General features: G+C 70.3%; 15 protein-coding genes. 4 read left to right on the forward strand and 11 right to left on the reverse strand.

Annotated features, from left to right (window positions below):
- The first annotated feature begins 1 nt into the window (after position 1).
- Complete coding sequence (locus F0P95_RS08270; protein WP_198422031.1) at positions 2-3,739, forward strand: hypothetical protein; 3,738 nt, start codon at positions 2-4, stop codon at positions 3,737-3,739.
- Positions 3,740-3,825: 86 nt separating this feature from the next.
- On the opposite strand, the gene F0P95_RS08275 is transcribed toward F0P95_RS08270, so the two are convergent.
- Entirely contained in the window at positions 3,826-4,371 is a 546-nt protein-coding gene (locus F0P95_RS08275) for a DNA-3-methyladenine glycosylase I (RefSeq protein WP_182336487.1), read from the reverse strand.
- A gap of 98 nt (positions 4,372-4,469) precedes the next feature.
- On the opposite strand from F0P95_RS08275, the gene F0P95_RS08280 reads away from it, so the two are divergent.
- The 3 genes from F0P95_RS08280 to F0P95_RS08290 are packed head-to-tail and all read left to right on the forward strand — an operon-like array spanning position 4,470 to position 6,462.
- On the forward strand, positions 4,470-5,036 hold the full coding sequence (locus F0P95_RS08280) for a YqgE/AlgH family protein (protein ID WP_182336489.1): 567 nt from the start codon (positions 4,470-4,472) through the stop codon (positions 5,034-5,036).
- Positions 5,029-5,496 (forward strand): Holliday junction resolvase RuvX, encoded by a 468-nt coding sequence (gene ruvX, locus F0P95_RS08285; protein ID WP_182336491.1) that lies wholly within the window; start codon positions 5,029-5,031, stop codon positions 5,494-5,496. The genes F0P95_RS08280 and ruvX overlap by 8 nt, the downstream gene beginning before the upstream one ends.
- Before the next feature lie 15 nt (positions 5,497-5,511).
- A complete protein-coding gene (locus tag F0P95_RS08290; RefSeq protein ID WP_054663740.1) occupies positions 5,512-6,462 on the forward strand; it encodes an aspartate carbamoyltransferase catalytic subunit in 951 nt (316 codons plus the stop codon).
- 34 nt (positions 6,463-6,496) lie between these two features.
- Here F0P95_RS08290 and F0P95_RS08295 read toward each other — a convergent pair whose 3' ends face one another.
- The 10 genes from F0P95_RS08295 to hpf all read right to left on the reverse strand — a co-directional run bounded on the left by F0P95_RS08295 (position 6,497) and on the right by hpf (position 14,341).
- Entirely contained in the window at positions 6,497-7,297 is an 801-nt protein-coding gene (locus F0P95_RS08295; protein ID WP_232528949.1) for a carboxylesterase family protein, read from the reverse strand.
- A gap of 67 nt (positions 7,298-7,364) precedes the next feature.
- A complete protein-coding gene (locus F0P95_RS08300) occupies positions 7,365-7,631 on the reverse strand; it encodes a hypothetical protein (protein ID WP_182336496.1) in 267 nt (88 codons plus the stop codon).
- Between the two features lie 70 nt (positions 7,632-7,701).
- Entirely contained in the window at positions 7,702-9,063 is a 1,362-nt protein-coding gene (mgtE, locus tag F0P95_RS08305; protein ID WP_054663749.1) for a magnesium transporter, read from the reverse strand.
- Between the two features lie 164 nt (positions 9,064-9,227).
- Positions 9,228-10,952, reverse strand: a complete 1,725-nt coding sequence (ptsP, locus tag F0P95_RS08310; protein WP_182336497.1) for a phosphoenolpyruvate--protein phosphotransferase — start codon at positions 10,950-10,952, stop codon at positions 9,228-9,230.
- 55 nt (positions 10,953-11,007) lie between these two features.
- Positions 11,008-11,277: an HPr family phosphocarrier protein gene (locus tag F0P95_RS08315; protein ID WP_054663755.1), complete on the reverse strand. Its 270-nt coding sequence runs from the start codon at positions 11,275-11,277 to the stop codon at positions 11,008-11,010.
- Positions 11,270-11,662, reverse strand: a complete 393-nt coding sequence (locus F0P95_RS08320) for a PTS sugar transporter subunit IIA (RefSeq protein ID WP_182336499.1) — start codon at positions 11,660-11,662, stop codon at positions 11,270-11,272. The genes F0P95_RS08315 and F0P95_RS08320 overlap by 8 nt, the downstream gene beginning before the upstream one ends.
- Positions 11,663-11,727: 65 nt before the next feature.
- The gene (gene rapZ / locus F0P95_RS08325; protein WP_182336502.1) at positions 11,728-12,606 is read right to left on the reverse strand and encodes an RNase adapter RapZ; all 879 of its coding nucleotides are present in this window, start codon (positions 12,604-12,606) and stop codon (positions 11,728-11,730) included.
- Positions 12,603-13,553 (reverse strand): HPr(Ser) kinase/phosphatase, encoded by a 951-nt coding sequence (gene hprK / locus F0P95_RS08330; protein ID WP_054663764.1) that lies wholly within the window; start codon positions 13,551-13,553, stop codon positions 12,603-12,605. The genes rapZ and hprK overlap by 4 nt, the downstream gene beginning before the upstream one ends.
- The gene (locus tag F0P95_RS08335) at positions 13,550-14,002 is read right to left on the reverse strand and encodes a PTS sugar transporter subunit IIA (protein WP_182336504.1); all 453 of its coding nucleotides are present in this window, start codon (positions 14,000-14,002) and stop codon (positions 13,550-13,552) included. The genes hprK and F0P95_RS08335 overlap by 4 nt, the downstream gene beginning before the upstream one ends.
- Before the next feature lie 24 nt (positions 14,003-14,026).
- Complete coding sequence (gene hpf, locus F0P95_RS08340) at positions 14,027-14,341, reverse strand: ribosome hibernation-promoting factor, HPF/YfiA family (RefSeq protein ID WP_054663771.1); 315 nt, start codon at positions 14,339-14,341, stop codon at positions 14,027-14,029.
- Between the last annotated feature and the right edge of the window lie 51 nt (positions 14,342-14,392).

A 14,392-nucleotide genomic window follows, 5' to 3' on the forward strand; every position in this document is an offset into this window, starting at 1 on the left:
CATGGACAAGCGTATGAAGATGAAGGTACTGGACTACACCCTGCTGTGCCTGCTGGCCGGCGCGACCACCCCGTTGGCCACGGCCGCGGCGAAGCCGGACGGCGGCGTGCCCGCCGGGTCCGCCGAGCCGGCCGAGCCCGCCCCGGGCGGCGCGCCGGAACAGCCGCCTGCGGCGCTGGACTGCGGCGCGGACGCCTGCAGCGGCGACGACGGCCTGCTGTTCCAGCTGCGCACGCGCAGCCACGCCGCCCCGGTGACCCGGGGCACCCATGCGGGTTCGTCCTCCGACGCCCTGCAGCCCGATCGCCGTGTCGAGGTATCGGTCGAACCGCAGGGCCGGGCGGTGGCGATGGGCAAGTACTCCATCGACCTGCCCGGTGGCGGGGTGGTCTGGGCGACCGAGGACCCGACCCTGGGCGCTCCGGAACTGTCGGTATCGGCGCCGTCGATGGTGGCTTTCGATGGCGAGCGCGTGCTCAAGCCGGTGCAGTTCTATGCGCGCGGCAACTATCCGGCCTTCATCGAACGGATGGAGGTGCGCCTGTACCGCGCCAGCGACGCCGACCTGATCGAGCCGCTGGCCACCGTGCCGCTTGACGTGGCGGCGGTCAGCCATGGCGACTGGGATGGCGCGTTGCCGGGCAAGTACCGCTTCCGCAAGGGCGATGAGCTGGTCTATGTATTGCGTGCCACCGGCGCCAATGGCCAGTTCGACGAGACCTCGCCGCGGGTGCTGCAGCTGGTGTCGCCCGAAGATGCCGAGCGTGGCGCCAGTGCGCTGCGCAACAGCACCGAGAAGCGGCTGGGCAATGCCCTGAGCGCCGAGCAGGCGCAGACCCAGAGCCTGATCGACGATGTCTTCGCCGGCAGCGGCCTGCGCCAGCAGAACATCCCGCTGTACGGTTCGCGCATCCGCATCCAGGGCCGCAACATCCCCGCGGGCATGGCGCTGAGCATCAACGGCGAAAGCTATCCGGTGGACCTGGAGCGCAAGTTCGTCGCCGAGTACCTGATGCCGGTCGGCGCGCACCGCTTCGACATCGGCGTGGGCGGCGAGGGCGGTCCGGCCCACCGCCTGGACGTGGATGTCACCGGGCGCTACTTCTTCGGCGTCGCGCTGGCCGACGTGACCATCGCGCAGAACAAGGTCAGCGGTTCCAACGAGCCGTTCCGTGGCGACGCCAACTACCGGGACGATGTCATCAGCGATGGCCGCCTGGCGTTCTACGGCAAGGCCAAGCTGCGCGGCCGGTATCTGGTGACGGCGCAGGCCGATACCACCGAGCGCGACCTGGACCGGCTGTTCAACGGTTTCGGCAAGGCCGATCCGCAGGACATCTTCCGCCGCCTCGATCCGGACCTGTACTACCCGGTCTACGGCGACGATTCCAACACCCGTCGCGACGTGGACACGATGGGCCGGTTCTACCTGCGCATGGACTGGGACAAGAACCAGGCGCTGTGGGGCAACTACGCCACCGGCCTGACCGGGACCGAGTTCGGCCAGTACCAGCGCGCGCTGTATGGCGCGGCGCTCAACTGGCGCTCGAACGCCAGCAACCGCTGGGGCGACGCGGGCAGCGAACTGCGCGTGTTCGGTTCGCAGGCCGAAACCGCGCCGGGCCACAACGAATTCATTGGCACCGGCGGCAGCCTGTACTACCTGCGGCATACCGACCTGCTGCCCGGTTCGGACGTGGTGACCCTGGAGATCCGCGACCGCAGCAGCGGCCGTACCGAGAACCGGGTGGTGCTGCAGCGCGGGGCCGACTACGAGATCGACGAACTGCAGGGCCGCATCCTGCTGACCCGCCCATTGGCGCAGATCACCCGCGACAACAGCCCGACCCTGACCCGCGATGCGCCGCTGGACGGCTTCGAACAGCGCCTGCTGGTGGACTACGAGTGGGTGCCGACCGGCTTCGATGCGGATGACGTGACCGTGGGCTTCCGTGGCAAGCACTGGATCGGCGACCACGTCGGCCTTGGCGCGACCTGGGTCGACGAGAACCGGGCCGGCGAGGATTACACGCTCAAGGGCGCCGACCTCACCCTGCAGGCCGGCAAGGGCACCTACCTGAAGGCCGAGTACGCGCATACCGAATCCTTCGGCGTGCCGGCGTTCTTCTCCGACAACGGCGGCCTGAGCTTCATCCAGCAGAACGACACCGCGTTGAACCGCAAGGGCGATGCCCGCTCGCTCGAAGCCCGCGCCAACTTCAGGGAGCTGGGCTGGACCGAACAGGACTGGGCCGCCGGTGCATGGTGGCGCCAGACCGACGCCGGCTATTCCGTGTCCCGCTACGACACGGGCCTGCCGGTGACCGAGTACGGCGCCGAGATGCTGGGCCAGTTCACCCCGGACCTGGGCCTGTACACCCGTTACACCCGCGCCGAGCGCGGTGCCGACACGCTGTCCCAGGCCCAGGCCTCGCTGCAATGGCAGGCCAGCGACGCCGGGACCCTCAGTGCCGAACTGCGCCGGGTCGATCAGCAGGGCAGCTACCTCGATGCGGTCGGCACGCTGGCGGCGGTCAAGTACCTGCACCGCTTCGGCGCCACGATGGAGCTGTACGGCGTGGCCCAGCTGACCGTCGACGACGACGGCGGCAAGTACGCCGACAACGACGCCTTGACCCTCGGTGCCAAGCACCTGTTCGGCAACAACTCGTCGGTGGGCGCGGAAGTGACCGACGGCGACCGTGGCAACGCCGCCACGCTCAATGCCGAGTACCGCATCAGCCCGGAACATGCCTTCTACGGTGGCTATACCTATTCGGCCGATACCACCGAACGCGACCCGCTGTTCAATCCGGGCGGGCAGAACGGCTGGACGCTGGGGCAGCGCTGGCGGGTTTCCAGCCAGGTCAACGTGTTCAACGAAAGCCAGTTCCTGAAGGAGCGCGGCGAGGCCGGGCTGGCGCATACCTTCGGCATGGATTTCTACCCGGCGCAGGGCTGGAACACCGGCTTCACCCTGTCCAACGGCGAACTGGAGAGCACGGGCGGCGGCGTGGTCGAGCGGCGCGTAGCCAGCATTTCCGGCGGGCGCACCTCGCCCGATACCGATTGGCAGAGCAAGCTGGAATGGCGCCGCGACAGCGGTGCCGAGCGCCGCGAGCAGTGGGTCAGCACCACCCGCATGACCCATCGCATCAACGACAGCTGGCGCATCGCCGCGCGCTTCAACTACGCCGATACCGACGACCGGCTGGATCCCGCCGAGGGCGCCCGTTTCGTCGAAGGCAATTTCGGCTTCGCCTATCGTCCCTGGAACAGCACCCGCTGGGGCCTGTTCGGCCGCTACACCTACCTCTACGACCTGGCGTCGATGGGCCAGCTGGGCGGCGCGCAGTACGACCAGCGTTCGCAGATCGTCTCGTTCGAGGGCGTCTACCGCCACGACCAGCACTGGGAATTCGCCGGCAAGCTGGCCCGCCGTGAAGGCGAGGTGCGCATGGGTCGCGGGGCCGGCGTGTGGCTGGATTCGGCCACCACCTTCGGCGCCATCCAGGCGCGCTACGAACTGCGCGCGCAGTGGCATGCGCTGGGCGAATACCGCCAGCTGCAGGTCAAGGACGGGGGCACCCGGCAGGGCTTCCTGGTGGGCGTGGACCGCGACCTGAGCGGGAACTTCCGCATCGGCGCCGGTTACAACTTCACCGAGTTCAGCGACGACCTGACCGACTTCGACTACGACCACAAGGGCTGGTTCGTGAACCTGAGCGGTCGCTACTGAGCCTGCCGCCGCGCAAGCGCGGCAGGTGTGCGCCAGGCGCCCGGGCCGGGGCCTGGCGGAACGGCGCCGGCCGGCGCCGGGCGCAATCAGCCGCCGGCGCCGCCCAGCCACGGCGGCGACGCCGCGCGGATGTCGGCCATCACCGGGCAATCATCGCGGTGCGCGCCGGGCAGGTAGCCCAGGCTCATCAGGAATTCGCCGGTGATCTCGCCGCCGGTGAAGCGGAACGTCTTCTTGAACAGCTTCACCCAGTCGGCTTTGGGCCGCGGGTGGTGCGCGTCCAGCCACCGCGCGAAGCCACCATGCGAGTCGCGCAGGCCGCGGATCACCCCGGCATTGTGGATGGCGGCCAGGACCTTGAGCCGGTTGCGGATGATGCCGGCGTCACCCAGCAGGCGGGCGATGTCGGCCTCGCCGTAGGCCGCCACGACATCCACGTCGAAGCCGTGGTAGGCGCGGCGGAAACCCTCGCGCTTGCGCAGGATGGTTTCCCAGCTCAGCCCGGCCTGGTTGATCTCCAGCAGCAGGCGCTCGAACAGTTCCTGCTCCGCACGCTGCGGGAATCCGTACTCGCGGGCGTGGTAGTGGGCGTGGACCGGATGACCGGGCGCGATGTCGCAATAGGCGCTCATGGGCGGCGATGGACCCTGGGCGGGCCAGTATAGGCGTGCATGCCTGCGCCGGCGGCGCGCTGCGGGCGCCGCTGCGTGGCTGACGGTAGAATGCCGCCATGTCCACGCACTTCGACAATCTGGCCAATCACCTGCTGGTCGCCTTGCCCTCGCTGACCGATTCGGGATTCGCGCGCAGCGTCGCGCTGATCTGCCAGCACGACGACAACGGCGCCATGGGCGTAGTGGTCAACCAGCCCTCGGAATACACCCTGGGCGAAGTGCTCTCGCAGATGGAGATCGACACCGGCGACGAGCGCCTGCGCGCCGTGCCGGTGCTCAATGGCGGCCCGGTGCACACCGGGCGCGGTTTCGTCATCCACGACGATGCCCGCGACTGGGATTCCAGCCTGGCGGTGGGCCGGGGCCTGTACCTGACCACCTCGCGCGACATCCTCGAGGCCATGGCCCGTGGCGATGGCCCGCGCAATGCGCTGGTCACCCTGGGCTGCGCCGGCTGGGGGGCCGGGCAGCTGGAGCAGGAACTGGCCGAGGACAGCTGGCTGACCGTGCCGGCCGACCCGGAGGTGCTGTTCGATGCGCCGCTGGACGAGCGCTGGCAACTGGCCGCCTCGCGCATCGGCGTGGACCTGTTCCGCCTGGCCGGGTACAGCGGCCATGCCTGATCCGGCGCCGCTTTCGACCGACAGCACCGTGCTGGGCTTCGACGTCGGTTCGCGCCGCATCGGCGTGGCCATCGGCAGCGCCTACGGCGTGGGCGCGCGGGCCCTGGCGGTGGTCGACGTGCGTGGCGACGGCCCCGACTGGGCCGCGCTCGACCGGCTGCAGCGCGAATGGCGCCCGCATGGCCTGATCGTCGGCGATCCGCTGACCCTGGACGGCGACGACCAGCCCAACCGCAAGCGCGCGCAGGCCTTCGCCCGGCAACTGCTGCAGCGCTACCGGCTGCCGGTGCTGCTGGTGGACGAGCGCTCCAGTTCGGTGGAGGCCGCGCGACGTTTCGCCACCGAGCGCGCCGAGGGCCGCAAGCGCCGTCGCGACGCCGCCAACCTGGACGCGGTCGCCGCCGCGGTCATCATCGAACGCTGGCTGTCCGCCCCCGGCGACGCCACTCCCGTTTCCTGACCCCCAAGACCTGCCATGACCGCCTCCCAACTCGATGCCGACGGACGCCTGCGCCACCTGCTGACCCTGGAGGGGCTGCCGCGCGAACACCTGCTGCAGCTGCTGGACCGCGCCGGGCAGATCCGCGACGCGGCGGTGGGCCGTGTCGGCAACAAGCGCGGGGTGCTGGCCGGCACCGCGGTGTGCACGCTGTTCTTCGAACCGTCCACCCGCACCCGCAGTTCGTTCCAGCTGGCCGCGCAGCGGCTGGGCGCGGACGTGCTGAACTTCGACGCCTCCACCTCGTCCACGCGCAAGGGCGAGACCGCCTGCGACACGCTGCGCAACCTCGAGGCGATGGGCGTGCGCGGCTTCGTGGTGCGCCATCCCGACGACGGCGCGGTGGCCGAGCTGGCCGCCGCCGCGGGCGAGGGCACCGCGCTGGTCAACGCCGGCGACGGCCGCAGCGCGCACCCGACCCAGGGCCTGCTGGACATGCTGACCCTGCGCCAGGCCAAGGGCCCGGACTTCTCGAAACTGAAGGTGCTGATCGTCGGCGACGTGAAGCACTCGCGCGTGGCGCGCACCGACCTGCATGCGCTGCGCACGCTGGGCGTGGGCGAAATCCGCGTCTGCGGCCCGCAGTCGCTGTTGCCGGACGAAGACACGCTGCGCGGCTGCGTGGTCGGCCAGGATTTCGATGCCATGCTCGAAGGCGCCGACGCGCTGATGATGCTGCGCCTGCAGCGCGAGCGCATGGAAGAAGGCCTGGTGCCGTCGCTGGAGCAGTACCACGCCGAGTACGGCCTCACCGCCACGCGCCTGCGGCGTGCCGCCAGCGACGCGGCGGTCCTGCATCCGGGCCCGATCAACCGCGGCGTGGAAGTCACCGACGAAGTGGCCGACGGCCCGCAGTCGTGGGTGCTGCGCCAGGTCGCCAACGGCGTGGCCGTGCGCATGGCGGTGCTGGAAACCCTGCTGGGCTGAGCGGCGCGTTGCGGCGCCGGCCCGCGGCCGGCCGTTACCGGCGCTGCGCGAACAGCCACTGCCACATCGCCGGGTCGGCGTAGGTGGCGTCCCAGGCGTTGTGGTTGCCCTGCGGGTACTCGGTGTAGCGCACATCGCGCGCGTCGGCCTGCTGGAAGGCGGCATGCAGCCGGCGGTCGTCGTCCGGCCGCACCACGTCGTCGCGCGCGCCATGGAAGATCCAGACCGGGGTGTCCTTCAGGCGCAGGGCCATGGCCTGGTAGGGGTCGGCCTCCGTGGCCACGGCCTCGACCCGCAGGCCCGGCCGTTCCGCGCGCGGAGGGCGTACCGCGCCGCATACCGGCACCAGCGCGGCGAAGCGCCCCGGGTCGGCCAGGGCGATGTTCCAGCTGCCGTAGCCGCCCATCGACATGCCGGTCAGGTACTGGCGCCCGTGGTCGGCCCCGAATTCGCGGATCGCCGCATCGAGCGCGGCGACCGCCAGGCGCGCGTTGCGTCCGCTCCACTCCTCGCCCCTGGCCACCTGCGGCAGCACCGCCAGCGCGGGGAAATCCGCCGCATGGGCGCGCAGGTACGGGCCCAGCCCGGCCTCGGTCTGGCGCCTGCCGTCGTCGCCGCGTTCGCCCGAGCCGTGCAGGAACAGCACCACCGGCAGCGCACCGGGCCCACGCGCGGAGGCCGCCGGGACGAATACCTGGTAGGGCATGCGCACGCCATCGAACTCGACGCTGCGGGCGACGAACCGGCCATCGCCGCTGCCGGCAAGCGAGGCGCAGCCGCCAGCGACGGCCATCAGCACGAGCGGGGCAAGGTGATGCAGACGGGGCAAGGCCATGGGACGTTCCGTGCCGGGGATGCCGGCATCGTAGCGGCGATGGCAGGCCGGTGCCCGGTGCGCCGCATCATCCGCGGCGTGGCGCGCTGGCCAGGATGGCCAGCTGTCCGGCGGCCTCGGCATTGCCGGCCGCGGCGGCGGCCTGGATCTGTGGCAGGTCCGGGTGCAGCACCACCAGCAACGGGAACTCGCATTGCGGGCAGGCGTACTCGCTCTGCTCGTCGTGCAGTTCCAGCTCCATCTGCCGGGAGCTGCCCTGCCATTCGCAGGCGGGGCAGGTGTGGCGATGGTCGCGCCATCCGGGCTGGTAGTAGTCGCTGAGGGTGGTGGTCATCGGGGATATCCGGCGTGGGGGTCACAGGGTGGCCGGCCGCAGTGCCGGACGCGTTTGCGGGGGGCGCCGCTCAGCGCAGCAGCACCAGGGTGGCCAGGCCGAGGAAGGTGAAGAACCCCATCGAGTCGGTGATGGCGGTCAGAAAGATGCCGCTGGCCAGGGCCGGGTCGAACCCCAGCCGCTTGAGCGTCATCGGGATCAGTACCCCGGCCGACGCCGCCAGCAGCAGGTTGCAGGTCAGGGCGATGAAGATCACCAGCGACAACCCGGGGTTGTGGAACCAGACCAGCACGATCAGCCCCAGCACCGCGCCCATCAGCAGGCCGTTGAGCAGGGCCACGCGCAGTTCCTTCCACAGCAGCGCCTTCACGTTGGAGGCGCCCACCTGGCCCAGCGCCAGGCCGCGCACCATCAGCGCCAGCACCTGGGTGCCGGCGTTGCCGCCGAGGCCGGCGACCATCGGCATCAGCACCGCCAGCGCCACCAGCTTGTCGATGGTGCCTTCGAACTGGCCGACCACGTTGGCGGCGACGAACGCCGTGCACAGGTTGACGAACAGCCACACCAGGCGCCGCCGCATCGCGCGCCAGACCGGGCTGAACAGGTCTTCGTCCTCGTCCAGGCCGGCCGCGCCCAGCGCCTGGTGCTCGGCCTGGGCGCGGATGATGTCCACCACGTCGTCGATGGTGATGCGCCCGATCAGGATGTTGTTGTCGTCCACCACCGGTGCCGACACCCAGTCATGGTCGGAGAACTGCCGCGCGACCTCGTCGGCGCTCTCGCCCACGTCGATGGCCGGCTGTTCGTCGTCGACCAGGCGGTTGATCGGGGTGCTGTCCTCGTGGGTGACCAGCGAGGCCAGCGACACCCGGCCCAGGTACTGGTGGCGGCGGCTGACCACGTACAGGTAGTCGGTGTGGTCGGGCAGTTCGCCGCGCAGTCGCAGGTAGCGCAGCACCACGTCGATGTTGACGTCGGCGCGCACGGTGACCACGTCGGGGTTCATCAGGCGCCCGGCGGTGTCCTCCGGGTAGGACAGCACCTGCTCCAGCCGCTCGCGGTTCTCGCGGTCCATCGACTTGAGCACTTCGTCGATGACCGTGTCGGGCAGGTCTTCGACCAGGTCGGCCAGGTCGTCGATGTCCAGGTCTTCGACCGCGGCGATGATCTCGTCCGGGTCCATGTCGGCCAGCAGGCTTTCGCGCACTTCCTCGCCGACGTGGACCAGCACCTCGCCGTCGTCTTCCTGGTCGACCAGGCCCCACACCACCTCGCGCTTGCCCGGCGGCAGCGATTCGAGCAGGTTTCCGATCTCCGCCGGCGCCAGCGTGTTGACCAGCCGCCGCACCGGCCCCAGCCGGCCACTGTCCAGCGCGTCGGAAAGCATGCGCAGCTGGCGCGCGGTCTTGTCGTGGCGTACGGCTTCGGCCATCGGGACTCCGGGAACGGGAGGGCCGCGATGCAGGATGCGGCAAGGAAGGTGTCGGGCGCGTCATTATCACGCGCCGGTGTTTCAGTGCACACCCTCTGCGTGGGTGCGTGGCGCCCGGGCGCCGGCGGCGGCACCGGCCGGGAGCGGTGTGCGGGCGCCGGCGTTCAGGGCGTGCAGGTGCCTGCGAGCCAGCGCTCGATGCCGCGGCGGTCGCGCGCCTGCAGCAGCTTGCCGGCGCGCGCGCGCAGCTCGCCATGGTTGCAGTCCCGGATCGCCCGGCGCACCTCCAGCAGCGTCGCCGGGTGCAGGCTGAACTCGGTCAGGCCCAGGGCCAGCAGCAGCGGCGTCATGCGCGGGTCGCCGGCGATCTCGCCGCACACCGACAACGGCGTGCCGTGCGTGCGTGCGGTGCCGATCACCTGCGCCAGCAGCTGCAGTACCGCCGGGTGCAGCGGCGAGTACAGGTCGCCGACCGCCTCGTTGTTGCGATCGGCCGCGAGCAGGTACTGCACCAGGTCATTGGTGCCGACCGACAGGAAATCGACCTGGTCGATGAAGGTCGGCAGGGCGATGGCCGCGGCCGGTACCTCGATCATCGCGCCGACCGGCACGTGCTCGGCCAGGACGTGGCCTTCCTCGCGCAGCGCCGCCACCTGCCGGGTCATGCGCCGCTTGAGCGCGAGGATCTCCTCGCGGGTGCTGACCATCGGCACCAGGATGCGCACCGGCCCGTAACCGGATGCGCGCAGCAGCGCGCGCAGCTGGGTGTCGGCGACTTTCGGATGCGCCAGCAGCAGGCGGATGCCGCGCAGGCCCAGCGCCGGGTTTTCTTCGCGGCCCAGCACCAGCCCGCTGCGATCGGCCTTGTCCGCGCCCAGGTCGAGGATGCGGATGGTCACCGGCCGGCCGCTCATGCCGAGCACGGCGTCGCGGTAGTGGTGGAACTGTTCCTCCTCGTCGGGCAGGCCGTTGCGCTGCAGGAACAGGAATTCGGTGCGGTACAGGCCCAGCCCGTGCGCGCCCAGGGTGTGCGCGTGGGCCACGTCCTCGCGCGATTCGGCGTTGGCCAGCAGGGTGATGTCCACCCCGTCCAGGGTGCGGCTCGGCTTGGAGCGCAGGTGGCCGAGCTCGCGCTGTTCGCGCGCCAGTTCGCGCAGGCGCTGGCGGTACTGGCGCAGGTCGTCGGCAGCCGGTTCCAGCACCACTTCGCCGCTGCCGCCGTCCAGGATCAGCACGTCGCCGTCGTTGATCCGGTGCAGCACGCCGCTGGCCCCGACCACCAGCGGCAGGTGCAGGCTGCGGGCGAGGATGGCGCTGTGCGACAGCGGGCTGCCGGCGCTGGTGACGATGCCGACCACGCCCTGCGACTGCAGCTGCGCCAGCTCCGAGGGGGCGACGTTCTCGCACACCAGGATCTCGCCCGCCAGGCCCTTCATGCCGGCCGGGCGCTTGTGCAGGAACGCGTTGATGCGGCCGATGACGTGGTCCAGGTCGTCCAGCCGGCTGCGCAGGTAGTCGTCCTCCATGCCCTCGAACACCTGCGCCAGGGTGTCGCGCTGCAGGCGCAGGGCGTAGGCCGCGCTGTAGCGCTGGCTGCGGATGCGCTCGTCCAGCGCCAGCAGCAGTTCCGGGTCGTCCAGCAGCATGGCGTGCAGGTCGAGGAACTCGCCGACCTCGGCCGGCAGCGCGCCCTGCAGGCGCTGGCGCAGTTCGCGCATCTCCGCGCGGGCCGACTCGATGGCCTGGTGCAGACGCTGCAGTTCGGCGTCGACGGCGCTGGCGGGAATGCGCTTTTCGGTGACTTCCTGCGCATGCGGCAGGCGCACGCGGGCGCGGCCGAGCGCGCTGCCGCGCGATGCGCCATGGCCATGCAGGCGCAGCGCGGTCATGCCGCCACGCCTCCCGGCGTGGTGCGGGCAGGAACCGACGCCGCGTCCGCCGCCATCAGCTGTCCTCGTCGAAGCGGCGCTCGAACAGATCCACGACCGCCGCCATCGCGTCGGCCTCGTCCTCGCCCTGTACCCGCACCGTGACCGGCGTGCCCTGGCCGGCGGCCAGCAGCATCACGCCCATGATGCTCTTGGCGTTGACCTCGCGGCCCTTGGCCACCAGCGTGGCATTGGCGCGGAAGCCGGACAGCAGCTGCACCAGCTTGGCGGTCGCGCGGGCATGCAGGCCCAGGCGGTTGGATACGGTGAGTTCGCGTTCAAGCATCGTCGATGATGGCTCCATTTCGGGCGCCCGCCGCGGCGGTGGCGGGCAGTTGGTCCAGTCCCTGTTCCGGATAATTCATCACCCGCAGCAGCATCGGCAGGCTCAGCGCCGACACCCGCCGCACCGGCGTTCCCAGCCGCGCCAGCCGCGCGGCCAGGTTGCTCGGGCTGGCCCCGTACAGGTCGGTCAGCACCAGCACGCCGTCGTTACCCTCCACCCGGCGCATGGCCGCCGAGGCCAGCGGCAGCTGCGCGTCGAGATCCGCGTCGAACGGAACCTCGAAGGCCTCGGCATTGAGTGGAAGCTGGCGCAGCAGGCGGGTGGCGACTTCCAGCAGGGAAGAGCCGACGCCGGGATGGGTCACGAGAAGAATGCCGCAGGTCATTACTGAACGTTAACAGGTCGGATGCAGTCCGCGATAGCGCCTGGATCGCGCTTTGCGCGCGCCATTCAGTCCTGTTCGCGGTGGAAGGTGGCCACGTCCGGCCAGCCCTGCGCGCGCGCATGCCGGGCCAGGCGCTCGGCCAGGTATACCGAGCGGTGCTTGCCGCCGGTGCAGCCGAAGGCGACGGTCACGTAGCTGCGGGTATCGTTGCCCAGCTTGGGCAGCCAGGTATCGAGCAGGTCCTCGAGCTGGGCCGCATAGCGCACCACTTCCGGCTGCGCGTCCAGGTATTCGCGGACCTCGCGGTCGCGGCCGGTCAGCGAGCGCAGTTCCGGGTCCCAGTGCGGGTTGGGCAGCACCCGGGCATCGAACACGAAATCGGCCTCGGCCGGGACCCCGCGCTTGTAGGCGAAGGACTCGAACAGCAGCGACAGGCCGCTGCCGTGGCCGAGCGCGTATTCGGTGATCAGCTTGCGCCGCAGCTGGTGCACGTTGAGCCGGCTGGTGTCGATGACGGCGTTGGCCTCGCGGCGCAGCGGCGCGGTCAGTTCGCGCTCGCGGACGATGGCCTCCGGCAGGGACAGGCCGAGCTGGCTCAGCGGATGCCGCCGCCGGGTGTCGGCGAACCGCGCCAGCAGGGTGTCGTCGTCGGCCTCGAAGAACAGCAGGGTCGCATCGATGTCGTGGTCGCGCGCCCGCTGCCGCCAGTTGGCGAGCTGGCTCAGGTCGCTGCGGCCGCGCACGTCGATGCCCAGCGCCAGGCGCCGCGGCCGGTCGTCGGTGCGTTCGCCGAGCACGCCGCGCACGAACTCCGGCAGCAGGTCCACCGGGATGTTGTCCGAACAGTAGTAGTCCAGGTCCTCGAAGGTCTTGAGCGCCACCGACTTGCCCGAACCGGACAGGCCGCTGACGATGACCAGCAACGGGGCCGGCGTGGCGTTCATGGGGTGCGTTGCTCCAGCAGGTTGCTGTGGCGGGCGATGAACATCGCCGCCGGGTCGATGCCCTTGGTGCGCAGGATGTGCAGGCGCGTGGCCGCCTCGGTCAGCACCGCCAGGTTGCGGCCGGGCATCACCGGCAGGGTGATCAGCGGCACGTCCAGGTCGAGCACGTGGCGCTTGCCGGAGTCGCCGGTGAGGCGTTCGTAGCCGTAGCTGCCGGGTTCGGTCATCGGTTTGGTCAGGTGGACGATGAGCCGAAGGTACTTGTTCTTCTTTACAGACGTGTCACCGAACATCTGGCGCACGTTGAGCACGCCCAGTCCGCGCACTTCCAGCAGGTCCTGCAGCAGTTCCGGGCAGGTGCCGTCGAGCACGTCCGGCGCGATCTGGGTGAATTCGGGCGCGTCGTCGGCCACCAGCCGGTGGCCGCGGCTGAGCAGCTCCAGCGCCAGTTCGCTCTTGCCCGAGCCGGCCTCGCCGGTGATCAGCACGCCGATGGAATAGATCTCCATGAACACGCCGTGCAGGATGATCCGCGGCGCCAGCGTGCGCGCCAGGTGGTAGGACAGGTGGTTGAGCAGTTCGTGGCCGCGCCGCGGCGACACCCACAGCGGGGTCTGCGATTCGTCGGCGGCCGCGCGCAGGTCCTCCGGGCAGCCGTGGCTCTTGGTGATGACCAGCGCAAGCGGCCGCGCCTGGATGATGCGCTCGATCACTTCCCAGCGCTGGCGCGAGTCCAGCGAGTCCAGCCAGGCCAGTTCCTCGGTGCCGAGGATCTGCACCTTGTTCGGGTAGATGGTGTTGAGGTAGCCGGCCAGCGACGGGCGCCGCGCGACGGTGTCGCCGGCGTCCAGTTCGCGGTTGCCGCCGGCCTGGCCCGCGGCCCAGCGCAGGTCCAGCTTCTCGCGTTGCTGGTCGAACAGTTCGCGGGCGGTGATGCGGGTGTTCATGAGGGACGGATCCGCTGCGGATGGTCGAGGATCTGCTTGAGCGCGCTGCCGTCGTTGGCCGCGCGCAGGGCATCGCGGACGTCGGCGTCGGAGAAGATCTCCGCCAGCTCGGACAGCAGCATCAGGTGCTGGTGGGTGTAGTGCTCGGGCACCGCCATGGCGAACACCAGGTCGACCGGTTCGGCGCCGCCGAAATCGATGGGTTGCAGCAGCCGCAGGAAGGCGCCGCGCGGGTGTTGCAGGGTGGGGGAGCGGCCATGCGGGATGGCGATGCCATGGCCGATGGCGGTACTGCCGACGTTCTCCCGGTCGCACAGGCTGCGGAAGATGCTGTCGGCGCCGGCTTCGCGGCAGGCAAGCAGGCTGGCGGCGGCGCGCAGGGCGCTGTCGCGGTCGGCGGCCGCGAGTACCCGGGTACTCACGGCCGCCATCAGGTCATTCAGGGGCATGACTGCAACGGACGGTGACGGATGTCAGCCATTGTCGCGCAGTGCATGGGAGGCGTGTGGCAGATGCTTTTCCTTGTGCTTGATCACCAGCCTGTCCAGCTTGTCGGCCAGCACGTCGATCGCCGCGTACATGGTCTGGCCACCGGCCTCGGCGTGCAGGGTCTGGCCGGGGAGATTGGCGCTGGCATCGACATGGTGCTCGTTCTTCTGCAGCGACAGGGTCACCCTGACTTCACAGTGCTGGTCGAAGTGCTTGCCCAGCCGTTGCAGCTTGGTTTCCACGTACTCCTTCAGGGCGGGGGTGACTTCCACGTCTTTGCCAAACGTTTCGATACGCATCGGATGCCTCCTGTGGTTCTTTGGTTGCCAATGAACCCTGCCGCCCGCCGC

It is taken from the genome of Stenotrophomonas acidaminiphila (genome assembly GCF_014109845.1).
Lineage (GTDB): Bacteria > Pseudomonadota > Gammaproteobacteria > Xanthomonadales > Xanthomonadaceae > Stenotrophomonas > Stenotrophomonas acidaminiphila.

Coding starts and splice junctions, on each gene's coding strand:
- F0P95_RS08280 (WP_182336489.1), top strand. CDS start 4,470: ATGTCCACGCACTTCGACAATCTGGCCAATCACCTGCTGGTCGCCTTG.
- mgtE (WP_054663749.1), bottom strand. CDS start 9,063: ATGGCCGAAGCCGTACGCCACGACAAGACCGCGCGCCAGCTGCGCATG.
- F0P95_RS08270 (WP_198422031.1), top strand. CDS start 2: ATGGACAAGCGTATGAAGATGAAGGTACTGGACTACACCCTGCTGTGC.
- rapZ (WP_182336502.1), bottom strand. CDS start 12,606: ATGAACGCCACGCCGGCCCCGTTGCTGGTCATCGTCAGCGGCCTGTCC.
- F0P95_RS08295 (WP_232528949.1), bottom strand. CDS start 7,297: ATGGCCTTGCCCCGTCTGCATCACCTTGCCCCGCTCGTGCTGATGGCC.
- hpf (WP_054663771.1), bottom strand. CDS start 14,341: ATGCGTATCGAAACGTTTGGCAAAGACGTGGAAGTCACCCCCGCCCTG.
- F0P95_RS08290 (WP_054663740.1), top strand. CDS start 5,512: ATGACCGCCTCCCAACTCGATGCCGACGGACGCCTGCGCCACCTGCTG.
- F0P95_RS08300 (WP_182336496.1), bottom strand. CDS start 7,631: ATGACCACCACCCTCAGCGACTACTACCAGCCCGGATGGCGCGACCAT.
- F0P95_RS08335 (WP_182336504.1), bottom strand. CDS start 14,002: ATGCCCCTGAATGACCTGATGGCGGCCGTGAGTACCCGGGTACTCGCG.
- ptsP (WP_182336497.1), bottom strand. CDS start 10,952: ATGACCGCGCTGCGCCTGCATGGCCATGGCGCATCGCGCGGCAGCGCG.
- F0P95_RS08315 (WP_054663755.1), bottom strand. CDS start 11,277: ATGCTTGAACGCGAACTCACCGTATCCAACCGCCTGGGCCTGCATGCC.
- F0P95_RS08275 (WP_182336487.1), bottom strand. CDS start 4,371: ATGAGCGCCTATTGCGACATCGCGCCCGGTCATCCGGTCCACGCCCAC.
- hprK (WP_054663764.1), bottom strand. CDS start 13,553: ATGAACACCCGCATCACCGCCCGCGAACTGTTCGACCAGCAACGCGAG.
- F0P95_RS08320 (WP_182336499.1), bottom strand. CDS start 11,662: ATGACCTGCGGCATTCTTCTCGTGACCCATCCCGGCGTCGGCTCTTCC.
- ruvX (WP_182336491.1), top strand. CDS start 5,029: ATGCCTGATCCGGCGCCGCTTTCGACCGACAGCACCGTGCTGGGCTTC.